Annotated in this window: 11 protein-coding genes; 6 read left to right on the top strand and 5 right to left on the bottom strand. The window is 60.2% G+C overall.

Annotation, left to right across the window (positions count from 1 at the left end; all coding sequences use genetic code 11):
• Positions 1-90 precede the first annotated feature (90 nt).
• Positions 91-666 carry a hypothetical protein gene (locus NZK35_RS03285; RefSeq protein ID WP_259631174.1) on the bottom strand — a complete coding sequence of 192 codons (576 nt, stop codon included), beginning with the start codon at positions 664-666 and terminating at the stop codon, positions 91-93.
• A 319-nt stretch (positions 667-985) separates the two neighbouring features.
• Between NZK35_RS03285 and NZK35_RS03290 the strand changes: the two genes are divergently transcribed.
• Positions 986-1,219, top strand: a complete 234-nt coding sequence (locus tag NZK35_RS03290) for a hypothetical protein (protein ID WP_259631175.1) — start codon at positions 986-988, stop codon at positions 1,217-1,219.
• Positions 1,220-1,421: 202 nt separating this feature from the next.
• A complete protein-coding gene (thrC, locus tag NZK35_RS03295) occupies positions 1,422-2,783 on the top strand; it encodes a threonine synthase (RefSeq protein WP_259631176.1) in 1,362 nt (453 codons plus the stop codon).
• A 69-nt stretch (positions 2,784-2,852) separates the two neighbouring features.
• On the opposite strand, the gene NZK35_RS03300 is transcribed toward thrC, so the two are convergent.
• Both NZK35_RS03300 and NZK35_RS03305 read right to left on the bottom strand, forming a co-directional pair.
• Positions 2,853-3,542: a class I SAM-dependent methyltransferase gene (locus tag NZK35_RS03300; RefSeq protein ID WP_259631177.1), complete on the bottom strand. Its 690-nt coding sequence runs from the start codon at positions 3,540-3,542 to the stop codon at positions 2,853-2,855.
• Between the two features lie 78 nt (positions 3,543-3,620).
• A complete protein-coding gene (locus tag NZK35_RS03305; RefSeq protein WP_259631178.1) occupies positions 3,621-4,085 on the bottom strand; it encodes a hypothetical protein in 465 nt (154 codons plus the stop codon).
• 253 nt (positions 4,086-4,338) lie between these two features.
• On the opposite strand from NZK35_RS03305, the gene NZK35_RS03310 reads away from it, so the two are divergent.
• The 3 genes from NZK35_RS03310 to NZK35_RS03320 all read left to right on the top strand — a co-directional run bounded on the left by NZK35_RS03310 (position 4,339) and on the right by NZK35_RS03320 (position 10,502).
• Positions 4,339-5,964, top strand: coding sequence for a PQQ-like beta-propeller repeat protein (locus NZK35_RS03310; RefSeq protein ID WP_259631179.1), 1,626 nt, complete (start codon positions 4,339-4,341; stop codon positions 5,962-5,964).
• A 142-nt stretch (positions 5,965-6,106) separates the two neighbouring features.
• Positions 6,107-8,155, top strand: a complete 2,049-nt coding sequence (locus tag NZK35_RS03315; RefSeq protein ID WP_259631180.1) for a protein kinase domain-containing protein — start codon at positions 6,107-6,109, stop codon at positions 8,153-8,155.
• Between the two features lie 202 nt (positions 8,156-8,357).
• A complete protein-coding gene (locus NZK35_RS03320; RefSeq protein ID WP_259631181.1) occupies positions 8,358-10,502 on the top strand; it encodes a sodium:solute symporter family protein in 2,145 nt (714 codons plus the stop codon).
• A gap of 9 nt (positions 10,503-10,511) precedes the next feature.
• On the opposite strand, the gene NZK35_RS03325 is transcribed toward NZK35_RS03320, so the two are convergent.
• Both NZK35_RS03325 and NZK35_RS03330 read right to left on the bottom strand, forming a co-directional pair.
• Positions 10,512-11,909: a DUF1501 domain-containing protein gene (locus NZK35_RS03325; protein WP_259631182.1), complete on the bottom strand. Its 1,398-nt coding sequence runs from the start codon at positions 11,907-11,909 to the stop codon at positions 10,512-10,514.
• A gap of 8 nt (positions 11,910-11,917) precedes the next feature.
• Positions 11,918-14,863, bottom strand: a complete 2,946-nt coding sequence (locus tag NZK35_RS03330) for a PSD1 and planctomycete cytochrome C domain-containing protein (protein WP_259631183.1) — start codon at positions 14,861-14,863, stop codon at positions 11,918-11,920.
• Positions 14,864-14,978: 115 nt separating this feature from the next.
• On the opposite strand from NZK35_RS03330, the gene NZK35_RS03335 reads away from it, so the two are divergent.
• On the top strand, positions 14,979-15,857 hold the full coding sequence (locus tag NZK35_RS03335) for an alpha/beta hydrolase (RefSeq protein WP_259631184.1): 879 nt from the start codon (positions 14,979-14,981) through the stop codon (positions 15,855-15,857).
• Positions 15,858-16,365: the final 508 nt, after the last annotated feature.

The raw sequence follows: 16,365 nt of genomic DNA on the forward strand, positions 1-16,365 counted from the left end.
ACGACGGCCCTTCCGGGCGGTCGCGTGTCGCTGCTTTGCAGCGACCGGGAGATCGCCTAAAGGCTAAACGCCAACGTACGCTACGATCGATCAACCATTTTCCCCCTGCCCATGCCACAGCGAATCCTCCGTCGTCAGTCCCGAGAGGGCTCGGGCGACGATGGCGGTGCGGCGAAGGGCGTCGTGCAGCGGTTCGGCCCAGGGGCCGTGGTGGGCTCGTTGCCAAGCGTCCCTGGCCAAGGCGATCGCTTGAACGTCGCCGTCGCCGTCGAGCGGATCGGCCGGAAGCTGGTCGTAATAGGATCGAAACATGGTCGTTGCGGCAAAGAACGAACGCATGCCGTATCGGTCGGCCAATGCCGCTTGAAGCCTGAGGCAGGCGTGCTCGTGGAACTTTTTGGACGGATCAAAACTTTGCAGCCCCCAGTCCGGCTGGTGCACACATTCGGGGCCTTCGCAGAGGGCGTGGCAGATTTCGTGCAGAATCATCTGCGCCAGCGAGTCGTCCGGGTCCAAGGTTTCGGGCGTCCCGATCGTCAGCACGCCGCACCCATCCCACGATGCGTTCACTTCCGCACTTCGCTCGATCCGTATGCCCATGCGGCCGGCGGCGTGAATCCAGATCAGCCCCAGGGGGTCGGCGTAGCTCTTGTCGATCTTTCGCAACGGGCACTCGTCTGGTCGGGTGGCACAATCAGGCCTGCAGTCGGACCGCCATCGTGTGCCGAAACCTGCGGCCGCGTCAACGGGAGCGCTAGCCAGCAACGGTTGTTCGTTTCGTTCACGACCGTTTTCAGTTTGTCGATCGATTCGCTTGTGGTCGCGTTGGCCACGCAAGCGACGCTGTGGGGCGGCAATTCAACACGTGTAGTGAAAACGACTACATGAAAATCGCCTTTTTTGAGACTTTCGGCTGCTTCAGACAGCGGTAGTTTCCTTCGGTATTCGCTCGACCTCGCCGTTTCCCAGTCACAAGAGGGAATTCATGAGACAAGAAAAAGCAGCATTGCCGCGGAACAAGACGATTGCGCAGCTCAGGCGATTGCGAAAAATGGGTTGTGAATTCATCCGGACCGACGACGACGGTGAATCCTGGATCGGGACCACGGACGCGGACGACGGGGTTCCAATCGACTTGCTGATCATCAGCGGGGGATTCCGAGGGAAGATCGTGATGCCATGCGAAACGTTGCTCAAATTATCCGAGACGTTTGACTGAAGGTCGTTTCTGCGACGACAGCGCTCAGGCGACAGCGCCGCGTCTGGGAGGGCATCAGCCGGGATCGTCTTGTCTCGCCCAAGCCACGCTGTGGGGCGTGCAACACGGCTGATCCGGCGGTCATTCAATTCACTTGCCCTTTGCCAGATCTGGTCGGTTTGGACATAATGCGGTCTTATTCTGCACTTACCGGGATTTCACCATGTCGTCCGCTGTCGAGTCCAAGTCGGATCTAGAGAACCAGACTGTTTATTTTCGATGCATCGCGGGTTGCTCCGCCAAGCACTCGATCTTCGACGTCATCTATACCTGCCCGTCCTGTGGCAGTCTGCTGGAGGTGCATCACGAGCGAGAGCCACTGCGGAAACGCAACCCCTACCAGTGGCAGCAACTGTTCGACTCCCGCGCCAGCACCTCGGATTGGCCCTACGGCAGCGGCGTCTGGGGCATGCGTGAGTGGGTGATCCCCTCGCTGGCTGACGAAAACGTCGTCAGCATGTTCGAAGGAAACTCCAATTTATTCTGGGCCGAGCGATTGGGTCAGCAGTTGGGCGTCCCGGACTTGTGGATCAAGTTGTGCGGCAACAGCCACACCGGAAGTTTTAAAGACCTCGGCATGACGGTCTTGGTCAGCGTCGTCAAGCAGATGATGGCACAGGGCAGTCCGGTCAAAGCGGTCGCCTGCGCCAGCACCGGGGACACCAGTGCCGCGCTGGCCGCCTACGCGGCCTATGCCGGAATCCCCGCGGTCATCTTCTTGCCCGCCGGCAAGGTCAGCACCGCACAGCTGATTCAGCCGGTCGCCAACGGCGCCCACGTCCTGGCACTGGACACCGACTTTGACGGCTGCATGAAAATCGTCCAGGAAGTGACCCAGGACAATTCGATCTACCTGGCCAATTCGATGAACAGTCTGCGGATCGAAGGCCAAAAGACGGTGGGCATCGAAATCGTTCGGCAATTCGATTGGGAAGTGCCCGATTGGATCGTGATCCCGGTGGGCAACCTGGGCAACATCAGCGCACTCCACAAGGGATTTCGGTTGATGCTGGACTTGGGGTTGATCAGCCGCATGCCCCGCCTGGTCGCCGCCCAAGCGGCCAAGGCGAATCCGTTTTATGAATCCTACAAGAACGGATTCAAAGAGAAGATTCGCGTGACGGCCCAGGACACACTGGCCAACGCCATCCGGATTGGTGACCCGGTCAGTTACGCCAAAGCGGAACGGGCGATCGTGGAAACCGACGGAATCGTGGAACAAGCGACCGAAGACGAGTTGGCCGCGGCGGCCGCCCACGCGGACTTGACCGGCATGTTCACCTGCCCCCATACCGGCGTCGCACTGGCCGTGCTGAGTAAGCTGATCAAGCGGGGCGTGATCAAGTCGGACGACAAGACGGTCGTGATCAGCACCGCCCACGGTCTAAAGTTCACCGATTTCAAGGTCGCCTATCACGAATCCCGGCTCGACGAGGTGACCAGCCAATACGCCAACCCCGCGGTTCATCTGCCCGCCGACGCCGACGCGGTGAGAGCCGAAATCGAAAAACGCCTCGGTCATTAACCCAGTGGCGTAAGCTTCCAGCTTGCGATCCGTGGTGCAAGCTTCCAGCTTGCGAGTGCCATGAAACGGCTACTGCGTTGCCGCTTTCGTCGCGACGACGATGTAGTGTGGCGTTCGGGCGGTCTGGTTCCAATGATGAGTCATCTGAACCGACTCGATCGTGAACCCCACCGATTCCAGTAAATACGGGATCGTCGCCATCGACTGGCTGGCCGACAACGGCAACACGTCGACTTCGTCGGTCCAGTCGCCGACATAGGAATCGCGTCCGAACAGGCCGTCGATGATCACCACGTGACCGCCCGCGCGTAACCAATGGTGCCAGTTGCGAAACGCGGCCAGCGGATCAAACAAGCTGCTGACCACTTTTCGGGAAGTGATGACGTCAAAACTTGAGTCGGCGAACAGCGCTCGGTCGTCGTCGTGGTCGCAGGAGCCAACGATTGGTTTCACACGTTTGAGTTTCGGTTTCGTTTTTAGCCGCTCCAACATCGATGGAGATGGCTCCAACGCCGTGATCGCTCCGACCGGCAATTCGATCAACGCAGCACACATGGCGCCCGTGCCTGCCCCGACGTCCAAGACATCAGCGTTTTCGGGCAACGTGCAAACGCATTGCAAATCCGCCAACAAAACAGACTGCATCTCCGCGGACAAGGTTCCCAACCCGAGGAAGTGATCGTATTCCTCTGCAGCCGATCGGTCGTACCTGCCTACACTGCGGCCCCGTGCGGCCTGTCGATCGTTTTTCCAATCCATTGCATCGAAGTGTTGGCTGAGGCGGCTGACTCTGCACGGACAGGCTGGAAGCCTGGTCCGTTTGGCATCCCTTCGATGTCACTTGGCCGAGAGTGCCGGTTTGGGAGTGTAGCCGCGCAGGGCCGGCCGGGGCGTGTAACCGCGGAGCGCGGGTTGGGGTGTGTAGCCGCGCAGCGCGGGACCGGGAGCGTAACCATAGAGTGCCGGTCGGGGCGTCCAGCCGTACAGTGCCGGTCGCGGCACGTAACCCTGCAGTGCGGGGCGAGGTCTGTAGCCGCGGAGCGCCGGTTGCGGCACATAGCCACGCAGCGCCGGTTGCGGCACGTAGCCATCGAGTGCGGGACGAAACCGATTGGTCTGGGCCGACTGCGTAGCCTGCGTAGCCGTCTGCTGAGACAGCCGTTGTTGCCGGCGCATTTCCAACGCATCCTCGCGACGCTGCTGGAGCCGAGCTCGATATTCAGCAAACTTTTGTGGATCTCCCTCGGCCCAGGCGTCCTGGCTGAGGATTGCGAGTGCAGTGATCAATAAAATCGATCTCATGGCTCAATTCCAGGGTCGTTTGGGGGGCGGGGCGGGACGAGGCTGCAAGGTTGCCGCAGCCCGTAGTGGGGGATCGAGTTTGTTCTATTGTAGGCGCGCGGCCAGTCCGGGATCCACTCCGAAAAGCCGGCGATCACCGAAACACGGGGCCGGCAAACGCGGCGCACCCCACTCGAGGGCATGTAGAATACGACGATTGCTGTCGTTTTTCATGCCCCGATGGCACTCACGTATCACTCGCTTTGGACCTCCGATGATTGTCAGAACCGGATGGCTGATCGCTGGACTTTTACTTTTTGGGGACGGTCTGCTGCGGGCCGACGATCTCGGGGGCGACGACCACTGGCATCAAGCGGCCGGGCCAAACGGCAACTGGCAGACCGACGGCCGCGCACCGTTGCGTTGGAGCGTGACGCGGGAGGAGAGCATTCGCTGGCGGACCGCTCTGCCCGAGGCCGGGATGAGCAACGTCACCGTTTGGGGAGACCGCTTGTTTGTGACGACCCATGTGCCGATTCAAACGCCGGAGCAGAAGAACGCGGTCACCGACATCATCGGTTTCTGCCTGGACGCAGACACGGGCAAAAGGCTTTGGCAGGCGACGTTGCCGGGTAGCGTCTTCATCTCGCTGGCCGGCGGATTCACCGACGGAACGGTGTTTGCCCCGATCACCGATGGCCGACACGTTTGGTTTTTCAATCGATGCGGATCGATGGCGTGTTTCGATTTCGAGGGCAACCAGATCTGGATGCGGGAGTGGACGCCGCGTTTCAAGCACAACAATCGCCAGGCGGAACCGTTTCTGGTGGGCGACACGATCTTGTACGTCGAGGTCGCGAACAAAGAGGCCGGGGCGAAGATTCAGAAATGGATCGCACCGGGGAAAAAGTCCGCCGGAACCGCGGTGCCCGCAGGCGTCGATGAGAAAGACGTTTGGACGTATCTGCACGGCATCGACAAACGAACCGGCAAGGTGCTTTGGCGAGAACAGGTCGGGACCTCGGTGCACAACACGCCAACGGTTGGCTTGACCGCCGAAGGAAAATGGGCCGTCGCCCATGCCCGCGGTGGGCCCCACGGTCCATTGGAAAAACCATTCGGCCAAAGTCTCACCAGCCTAGCACCCGGTGAAGCGGGGAAGACGCTTTGGAGCACCGAACTTCAGGGGTACGATCCGTCGTTCGCCTGTCACTGGAACGACCGTTATGTCTTTGGATTCCAAAAGGGCAATCATCTGGTGATGGATGCGTCCTCCGGTAAACTGCTCCGCACGCAGCCCTTGTACGACGGTGCGACGGTTTGGAAGTTCGAGCCGGAACGCGGAAGCTGGACCAAACAAACCGATGTGGCGGTCAAGGCCGGCAAGGGGCATCCGAACACGAATCAGGCCAATCTGGCGGTCGGCCAATGGCATTGGTTTCTCTCGCACAACGTTCACTACCTGGGGCGGGTGAACGTCGAAACCGGCGCCGTGGAATATCTGGAATTGCCGGCGCAGTTGATGCCCAGTCCGACGTCACGCCAACAGGATGTGTTGTTGTGGGGAAAGGGGAATCCCAACAATCGGCCCACCAATGCGTCTGGATTTGTCGTTGGCGACAAAGGGCACAACGGAACGGGCTGGGGCCACATTTCGGCGGCCAGTCCGACATTGGTGGGTCGCTATTTGTTTTTACCCGTCGTGACGGGGACGGTCTACGTGATCGACACTCAGGTCGAACAACTTTCGCCGGATGCCCTCGTCGCCGTCAATGACCTCGGCCCTGGCGGAGAAACCTGGACGCTGGCATCACTGACCTATGCAACGGGGCGTCTTTACGCTCACACGATGAAAGAGATCGTCTGCATCGAAGCCGACGATGGATCGCTGGGGAAATGAGCGGGGACGGGAAACGCAGTCCGCTCGCGTCGGCCACGCCGGATTCTTCGTAACACCCACGAAGTCTGGCCGCTTGGTGCATCGTACGGGAGCGTTCGGCGACGCTCATCTCTCCAAAACCGACGATTGCAGGCCCGGCGATATGGTCATACTCCAACAAGGCTGCGAGCCGATTCCGGGCTACGTTCTCGCTGAAAAGCTCGGTGAAGGTTCGTTCGGCGTGGTCTGGGCGGCCGATGGACCCGGCGAAACCCGCGTCGCGCTCAAGTTTCTCGATCTGCACCAAGCCGGCGGTGCCAAAGAATTCGAGTCGATCTCGGCGATCAAGAACGTTCGCCATCCCAATTTGTTGCCGATCACCGGTTACTGGCTGTTGGATCAGACGGGAAAGCCGATCCGTGATGGACGAACGAACCGGTTTCGAATGACGCCCTGTGAGCCGGCGACGTTGGTCATTGCGATGGTGGTCGGCGAAAAAAGTCTGGACGACGTGCTGCAAGACTATCGATCGCGGGGGCAGGCGGGGATTCCCCTGGCGGAGCTGCTCGACTACGTGGAAGACGCGGCACGCGGATTGGATTTCCTCAATGCGCCCCGCCACGATCTCGGCGACGGACGACGGGTGTCGATCGCCCATCGCGACATCAAACCCGACAACATCTTGCTGGTCGGTGACGCCGCGGTGCTCTGCGATTTCGGTGTCGCCCGACCTTGTTATGCCGAATCGATTCGCTCGACGGGCATGATCGGTTCACCCGCCTTCATTTCACCGGAAAGCATTTCAGGACATGGTTCGGTCGCCAGTGATCAATACTCCTTGGCGCTGACGTATTACTACCTGCGCACCGGCGACCATTCGGTCCAGGCGATCAATCAAGCCACGGCGATCCATTGTCACGTCAGCGGCGAACTGGATTTTTCGAAGGTCGGTGTTGACGAACAGAAAGTGCTCGAGCGGGCCACCAGCCTGGACGCGGCATCGCGTTTTGATTCGTGTCGCCAAATGGTTCGCGCCTTGCATCAGGCCGTCGCACAATCGTCTGCTGCCGGATCAACGGATCCGGCGTCCCCGATCGCCAAACCCGACGCGATTGCCACCGCGATCGATCCGCGGTTTCAGTCGACGACAGCGGCCGAAGGTAACGAATTCGCAGCGGTGTCGCCGTTGCCGGGTTCGCACGTCGCACGGACGGGTTCCTGGCGGAAACGAAAGACGGTCAAGCGTCGGCGTTCCCGCCGCCTGGTCGCGTCGACCGTCATGATCGCACTCGCAGCCCTCTCCATCCAACTTGTCTCGCGCGGTCCCCTGCTGCAAGGTCAACCCCACGCGGGCGACAAGCTGCCGATCGCCACTGAACATCCGCCGGTCGACGTAAGTCCCCGTGCCTCCATGCCGATCGATGAATCCGAGACGGGCGAGCTGCTTCTCGCCGATGACAGCGCTGCCGTTTTCGCAGTGCCTGTCGTGAGCGAGGACCGCGAGGTGACGCCGCAGAAAGAAACTGACCCTGCCATCGCCGATGCCGATGCCGATGCCGATGCCGATGCAGAGCAGATCGCGGGTCGCGATCCGACGGTCCTTCAGGTCGTCACCCACATCACGGCTGAGCCAGACGGCGCCACCACCGCCACCGCGGCCGCGACGGTTGTCGAGCGCTTGCCAGAAACGCTTGCTCCCGCCACATCGACCGACCCTGTCAACGAGACAGATCGAACCATCATTGCCTATCAAAAGCTCGGCGGGGCATTTTCCCATGATCAGACGGAATTGGATTTATCAGGAACCAAGGTGACGAACGCCGATCTGTCCCGCTTGCGATCCTTGCCGTCGCTGATTTCGTTGTCACTCGAAAACACCGCGATCGACAATGAAGGCTTGGCGACGATCGTCGAGCTGCAACCGAATCTGGAAAAACTATTTCTCAGCCACACGAAAGTGACAGATTCGGGACTGAAGTGTTTGGGGCGGCTTGGCGAATTGGTCTGTTTAGACCTTGCCGGTTGCAAGATCAACGACGCCGGACTGGTGTATTTGCATTCGCTGGACGAATTGAAAGCCGTCGGACTGAAATCGACGCGGGTTTCCCGCACCGGGATGGAGCGACTGAGCGAAGCCTTGTCACACCGGGCGGTGATTCAAGGACCCGAGTTCAGCCTGTTGGGTGGCAAGCGATTCGATGTGATGCACTGAGTATCGCATACGTCAGCGTTTGTCGAGGAGAAACAATGGAACTGACAAAGGGGCTCCTGATGTGCCGCTGATCATCGCACCGGCGCGTCGGAAGAGTGTATTCTGTGGGCCCTTCCAAACGATTGCTCACGGTTCGGCAGCAGCGTCACTGCGTCTTGCTCAACCGCGACGGGTTTGGACAACGCCCACCGGAGTAGAGCTGATGACCTGGATCGACTACGTCGTTGTTGCCGTTTATTTCATCGTGATGATCGCCATCGGATTGTGGGCGATGGGGCGTGTCAAAGGGCAGGAAGACTACTTCATGGGCGGGCGTGGGTTCGGCAAGTTGTTGCAGACCTTCGCCGCTTTCGGTGCCGGGACGGGGGCTCATGAACCGATCCAGGTCGGCCGTACCGGTTGGACCAGCGGGCTCAGCGGGGTGTGGTCGGCGCTGATGTGGTTGTTCGTCACTCCGGTCTATTGGATCACCGCGGTGTGGTATCGGCGGATGAGGCATTTGACGCTCGGGGACTGGTTCGTCGAGCGTTACGAGTCCAAGGCCTTGGGCGCCGCCTACGCCGTCTTCGCCATCATTTTCTACATGTTCTATCTGTCGACGATGTTGTCGGCGATCGCAAAATTCGCGGTGCCGTTGATGGGGCTCGATGAGATCGCTGGGTTGGACTTGAAGTACGTGTTGATCCCCGGCTTGGCCGGAATTGTGATCGTCTACGGCGTGTTGGGCGGTCTGACGGCGGCCTACTGGACCGATTTGATTCAAGGGATCTTTATCATCTTGTTGAGCGTGTTGTTGATTCCCTATGGACTTTGGGCGTTGGTCAAAGAGTTCGGCGACCCGTCAACGCAGGGGGTCATGGACGGATTCACGATCATGCACCAGCGGGTTTCGTCGGATTATTTCAGCCTGTTTGCCGGACCGAGTGCGGGCGAGTTTCCGCTGCAGTACATCGTCGCCTTGACGCTGTTGGCCCTGGTCGGAATCGTCGTCCAACCGCACTTCATCGCCACCGGCGGCGGTTCGGCAAAAAGTGAAAACGAAGCACGAATCGGGCTGGTGGTCGGCAACTTTCTCAAGCGTCTGTGCACCGTCGGTTGGGCGATCACGGCGTTGATCGCACTGGCCCTGTTGGCCAGTCGCCCCGAGTTGGCCGTGGATCCCGACCTGGTGTGGGGAATCGCGGCCCGCGAGATCCTGGGGCCGCTGAATCTGGGGCTGGTCGGTCTGATGCTGGCCTGTCTGATGGCCGCGATGATGAGTTCGGCCGACACGTACATGATTGTCAGTTCCGCGCTGATCACCCGCAACCTGTATGCGGCCTATGTGAATCCGTCGGCGACGGACCGCGAGAGTGTGAAGGTGGCCCGCGTGACGGGGTTGGCCATCATCGTGGGAGCGTCGATCGTGGCAATCACCATGGCAGACGTGTTCGCTCAATTTACCTTCGCGATCGAGTTGCCGATCCTGTTTGCCGCTCCGTTCTGGATCGGAATGTATTGGCGGCGTGCCAATGGCACTGCGGTGTGGATCACGATCGCGTTTTCGGCGTTGTTCTTTTTTATTCTGCCGCTGGTGATTCCAATGCTTTCACCCGAGATGCGGACCGATCCGGCATGGACGACCACGACCAACCGCATCGTCAAGTCGATCAAGCGGACGGCGACGCCGGCCGATGTGGCTCGCCATGAAGCTTGGGTCGAAGCGATGGAGCAGGCGAAGGATGATGAAACAGTGCGTCAGAAGCTCGGCGCCGAACCGCAGCGGTGCGAGGTCGGCGATCCGATCGAGGTTATCTTGATTTCCGGCGACAAATCGATTTTTTGGAGCGGCGGCGTGAAGCCGGTCGGCGAAGAGTCGCTGCAGATGATCAGCACGGTGCAAGACGGTCCCACGTCCATCTTGACTCAACGACGCACCGGTGAGTTGCAGGGTGAGGGACAATTGAAACTCGATTTCGTGCTCTATCACTACATCGGAGTCGATCTGGCGAATGTCTCCAAAGCGACGCTGGAAACCTTGCGGCTGCCGACCCGCGTCTTGTTGCCGTTCCTGGTGCTGATCGTGGCCAGCTTCCTCACGCCCCGCACGAGCGAGTCGGTGTTGGATCGCTATTACGCCAAGATGAAAACGGAAGTGGATCCCGACCCGGAAACCGATCGCCGCAACCTGGAAGAGTCGTACAGCAATCCGAAACGCTTCGAGGACCGCAGGCTATTTCCCGGCACGGACATCGAAGCGCTGCGACCGCGCAAGTCCGACGTGTATGGATTTGCCATCTCCGTCGCGGTTTGCTTCGTCGTCATCGCCCTGCTGGTCTGGCTGGCCGGCATCGGCAGTGTGGGATAGGCTTCCAGCCTATCCCACGTGACCTGCGAAGACTTCCCCAACGGCCTCGCCTCCGAACACCGTCGGTACTTCATCGCGGCCGTGATGGTTGTAGGTCAATCGGTTTGCGTCGATCCCCAACGCGTGCAGAATGGTCGCGTGAAAGTCGTGTGGGGACACGGGGCGTTCGGTCGCGACGTAACCAAGCGGGTCGGTCGCGCCGATGATCTGCCCGCCTTGAACGCCGCCGCCGGCCATCCAGATCGAGTAGCCGGCCGGAGAATGATCGCGGCCCTTGCCCCGGCCTTCCATCGTCGGCGTGCGGCCGAACTCGCCGGCCCAGACGACCAGCGTCGATTGAAGCAAGCCGCGTTGCTTGAGATCCGCCAGCAGCCCGGCGATCGGAACATCGGTCCGCGCAGCCATTTTGGAATGGTTGCCCTTGATGTTTCCGTGGGCGTCCCAGCCGCCGACGCGGACTTGCACGAACCGCACGCCGCGTTGGACCATGCGTCGGGCAAGCAGGCACGCGCGGCCGACCGTTTTGCCGTCGGGATGGTTCAAACCATACAGATCTCGCGTCTGCTGCGTTTCCTGTCCGATGTCAAACAACTCCGGCGCCGACGTCTGCATTTGAAACGCTGTTTCATAGGAATCCAATCGCGCCCGCAGTTCGCTTTGGCCTCCGGATTGATCCAAGTGCCGTTGGTTGAACCAACGAATCAATTCAAGCTGATCGCGGCGTTGTTGCTCGGACGTCTGTTCCGGCATGTTCACATGCCGAATCCCCTTCGCCGGGTCGATGATGGTGCCTTGGAACCCCGACGGCAAAAAGCCCGATCCCCATCCGGCACCTTGGGGAAACTGCATGCCGTCGGTGTGCAGGTTCATTCCGATAAACGCGGGCAGGCTTTCGTTGGCCGTTCCCAGACCATACAGCGACCAGCTGCCGATGCTGGGGCGATCGCCGGCGGCGGTGCCCGTCAGCGCGACGCATTCACCGGGCCCGTGCACCGGATTGTTGTGCTGCATCGATCGAATGACACACAAATCATCGACATGTCTCGCCGTTTTGGGCAGCAAGTCGGAAACCGGAATTCCGCTTTCGCCGTACGGTTTGAACGACCACGGCGAACCCATCAAGTTCTTCAGCCCGGCTCGTTTGATTTTGGGGATCGTTTTGGCAATGCTCTCGGGAACGTCCTTTCCCTCCAGAACACCCAGATCCGGTTTGGGGTCAAATGTGTCGACTTGGCTCGGACCGCCGGACATGAACAAGAAGATCACGCTCGATGCGGTGGCGGGGTGGTGCGTCACATTGGCTCCTTCCGCTTCGGCGTGACGCAACAGCTGCAGCGCCATCGCACCGGCGCCGAGTCCGCCGCCGTACAGGAATCGTCTTCGGTCGATCCAAGGGTTTGACGTCATGCGTCGCTCTAATTTAGGTACAAAAACTCGCTCAAGTTCAGGATGACCAGGCACAACGATTCGAGCGAATGATCGTGCAGGTATTGTGTCATCTTCTGCGCCTCCTCATCGGACGCGTCTCTGCCGAGCGTGAGTCGCAGCGCGGTCTCGGCGTATTGGTCTTCTGTGGCCATGTTGCGGACGCGATCGGCAAAACGTTGGCTGATCGTATTCATGAATTCGCTGTTGAGCAGGTACAGCGGCTGCAGCGAGACGGTCGACACGCGTCGCCGCGAACAGGTTGCCACGGCCGCAGGGCTATCGAACAGCATCAACGATTCTGCGATCCGTTCGCGTTGCTGTGGCAGGTAGACGCTGCGCCGGTAGGCCTCGTCCGCATCCTCGTCGCTTACACTCGGGCCTCCCATGGTCCTGTCCAGCCGGCCGGCGACGGACAACGCCGAGTCCCGAATCGCTTCGGATTCCAGTCGTCGCGGGGTCCAACGCCACAGGGATTGGCAATCGGGATCCGAGTCATGGTTTGGCTGTGAGAACGCCGCGGATTGTCGATAGGTGTTCGAACGGAGGATCAGACGATGGATGTGCCGCGTGCTCCAGCCGCTGGCGACCAATTCGTCGGCCAGCCAATCGAGCAGTTCGGGATGTGTCGGGGCAGTGCCCTGAGTCCCAAAATCCCCGGAGGTCGCAACCAGACCGGTGCCGAAATGCCACTGCCAAATCCGATTGACCCAGACGCGCGCGGTCAACGGGTGGTCCGGCGACGCGATCCAGTCGGCCAAGTCGGTCCGTGAAGTCGCCTCGTCAGGTGTCGGTCCGAAAACCGCCGGCCAGCCGGCGCGAACTTCCGGGCCGACCGACTTGGCATCACCGCGCAACCGCAGATAGGTTTTCATCTCCGCGACCGTTTGAAGATCACGCGGCAACGGCCAGCGCATCTCGTGGGGCGCAACGATCACTCCCGCATCGCTTCCGCTCCAGCCCCAGACTTGTGGGATTGACGCGATCGCCGAATCGAGTGCGGAAAACGCTTGGCGTTCCTGGGCATTCATTCCGCCGATCACCGACTTGGGAATCACCAAGACAGGTTCGGGCACGCCGGCACTGCGTTTCTGGGCGACCATCCGCGAGTGAACGGAGTCGAACAATTGCCAACGCGCGTCGATCCAAGATTCCGTTTCGGCGGGGGCATCGGCCAGCAACAGGTTCCCCGGTTGCCCGCGCGTAAAGAACGCTTGCAATCGGTAGTAGTCGCGAATCGTAAACGGGTCGAACTTGTGCGTGTGACACTGGGCGCATTCGAGCGTGACGCCCAAGAACGTTTTTGCCGTGGTGTTGACCACGTCCACCAGAATGTCCTGGCGTTGAATCTCTTTGTCCAGCTCATTGCCGCTGTATCGGGCGGCGGCCAGGAATCCCGTCGCCTCCAAACAACGCGATTCCTCCGGCAATTCGTCGCCGGCAAGTTGTTCACGAATGAACTGGTCGTACGGTTTGTCGTCTTGGAAACTCTGGATCACATAGTCACGGTATCGCCACGCGTGCGGCCGCGGTCGATTGTGTTGATGGCCGTTGCTCTCGGCCCACCTGGCCAGATCCAACCAGTATCGTCCCCAGCGTTCGGCATAGGCCGGTGAACACAGCAATTGATCGATCCAGCGATCGAGTGATTCGTGACTGGTCGCTTGCTCCAGCCCCGGGAACGCAGATGATGGAAGCCCCGTCAGATCCAATGCCATTCGACGTTGCAGCGTCGACCACGAGGCCGTTTCCGCCGGTGTCGTGCCCAGGTCTTGTTGTTTGCGGGCAGTGAACGCATCGACGGGTGTCCGAAACGGTCGAGCCGACGGTACCACAGGGATCTCAGGTCGACGGACGGGTTGTAGCGCCCAATGATCCGACTGCATCGCGGGAGTCGGCAGCAACTGATGGTCCCAGACGACGCCTTCATCGATCCAATCACGAAGCACGCGGATTTCGTCCGCACTCACTTGCGCGTGGTCATCCTCTGGCGGAGGCATCTGCTTTGCCGGATCGGAAGATTCGATCAACGCAATCAAATGGCTGGCATCGGCATCGCGAGGAGACAGGTGATTGAGGATCTCGTCGTAATGGTCCAATCGCAAGCCGGATTCCGGATCCTCGCCGCTGTGACACTCAAAGCAATGTCGGTGGAGAATCGGATAGGCGTCATCGGCAAAATTGACGGTTGCGGTGAGCGTCTGCACCGTCGCGGGTTTCGGCGTCGTCGGCGTGGGCGCAACCGGGGCGGGCAACCCGAAGGATTCCAGCCAGGTGGTCGCCAGCGATACCTCGGAGACCAAGATTCGATCGTCGCGTTCGGTCTTCATCCCCGTCGAAAATCCGATCCAGCCGATCGACCCAATCGCATTTTTTGCAGCGACCTCGATGGCGGGAGCCTTCGCGTCAAGGATTTCAGGATCGATCCAGACGCTCAACCGGTCATAGGGTTGTCCGCTGCCCGAACGCGATCGCGAGGCTTTGGCCAGGATCGTGTAGACGCGATCGCCTTGCAGTTCGATGTCGGCAAAGTGCTGGGACGAGGAAACGTAGCGTGCCATGAAGGCGTTTTTGTCTTCGTCGACATGCAGCCCGATGTTCGGCACACCGCCGTTGTGTCCCGCCGCGTCGCCTCCGTCCTGCTCGTCGAGCCATAAAACCAGAAACTCACCGTTTCCGTTCGAAGGCGTGTCGAGACTGGATGAATCGTAGCGCAGCTCAAAACGAACGAACAGCTGGTCGCCATCAAAGGGTGCCTCGAGCCGTCGGCGCAGCGGATTGTTTCGCCCGCCGGTCCCGCGGATTTCGAACCACTGCGCCGACCCGCCGGAACGCGACCGTGTCCAATCGCCCGACCAGCCGATCGGATCTCCCGCCATGACCGGCGTGTCATGCCAGATACAGGTGAGTAGCAATGCGATCGCGAGAAAACGCATTTTGGTGAATCAACGGTGGGCGAGTGACTGAGGGGGCCGCTAGTATAGCCCATTCCAAATCACCGCGGTCATGAATTTGGTTTGTTCCACCACCGACGCCCTTTCGGAGACTCCGATGCGAATTAACTTTCCGATGCGACTAAGGTTCTTGTCGATGATGCTGATCGCTGGCTGCGTCATCGTTTCTCAGGGCCGTCATGCGCAAGCCGGCGACTTCACGGTCGTGCAGGGCTTGCATTTCAGCGAGGCCGCGGCATCGCTGACACTGGATCTGTACCTTCCCCCAGCGTCTGCCGATCGGTCGCCCTGTGTCATCGTTATTCAAGGCGGTGGCTTTCGTCCGCAGAACGGACAGCGATTCAAACCCTTTGCCGAGCACTTGGCGAAGCACGGTTTTGCAGCCGCGTTGATCTCGTATCGCGGCAGTCCCGAGCATCGGTATCGCGACACCCTGGCCGACGTGAAAGCCTCCGTCCGATTCATCCGTAAGGTGGCCGACAAATATCAAATTGATGCCGAACGGATCGGCGCGACGGGCCGGTCGGCCGGCGGAACCCTCGCCGCGCTGCTGGCGGTCACCGGCGACGACGACGATCCCGACAGCCGTATCCGAGCCGCCGTTTGTTTCGCCGGCGTGTTCGATTTCGTATCGCGGTTTACCAAACAAGAACAGCTTCACCTCCAACCGAACTCCAAGAATAAACTCAAAACCAACGGAGAGTGGATCGGCCCCGCTTTTTCAACCGACGATCCGGAATGGTTGGCCGCTTCGGCGATCACGCATGTCGATCCGAGTGATCCGCCGATTTTGTTCCTGCACTCCCGCGATGATTCCACCGTGCCCTGGCTTCAGTCACGCGACATGCACCGCGCGATGACGGACGCCGGACTCGCCGCGGAGATCCGGGTCTATGAAACGGGAGGCCACTCGGTGTCACCGAAAGACAGGAACTCACTCGGTGACATGGTCGAGTTTTTTCGAACGCGACTTTGAACCTCACCCCAGCGGGACGCGTCAGCGACCGGCGCGTGCCTTTCGCTCTAAGGGTTTTAGCGGAACGGCGCGAGCCGTCCGGTCGCGTTTCAAAAACACCGTGAACGACCGGAGGGCTCGCGCCCTACCGCTAACAAGCACTCCCACCGTTTTAGCGGAACGGCGCGAGCCGTCCGGTCGCGCTTCAAAAACACCGTGAAAGACCGGAGGGCTCGCGCCCTACCGCTAACAAGCACTCCCACCGTTTTAGCGGAACGGCGCGAGCCGTCCGGTCGCGCTTCAAAAACACCGTGAAAGACCGGAGGGCTCGTGCCCTACCGCTAACAAAAACACCCCGCTTGGCGTCAAAGTAGGTGGCATTGGGCTGACGCCCAATGCTGCAGTGCATCTCCCGGCACGCACCCCCTCTTGCACCGTGAGACGCCGTCTCCGTGGCGGGGGCGGGATTTAAGGTACAATACTCCATTCGTCACTTGAAATCCGAACTCTCAAATTTGAGATCACCCGC

It is taken from the genome of Stieleria sedimenti (assembly GCF_025060895.1).
In the GTDB taxonomy this organism is placed as follows: Bacteria; Planctomycetota; Planctomycetia; order Pirellulales; family Pirellulaceae; genus Stieleria; species Stieleria sedimenti.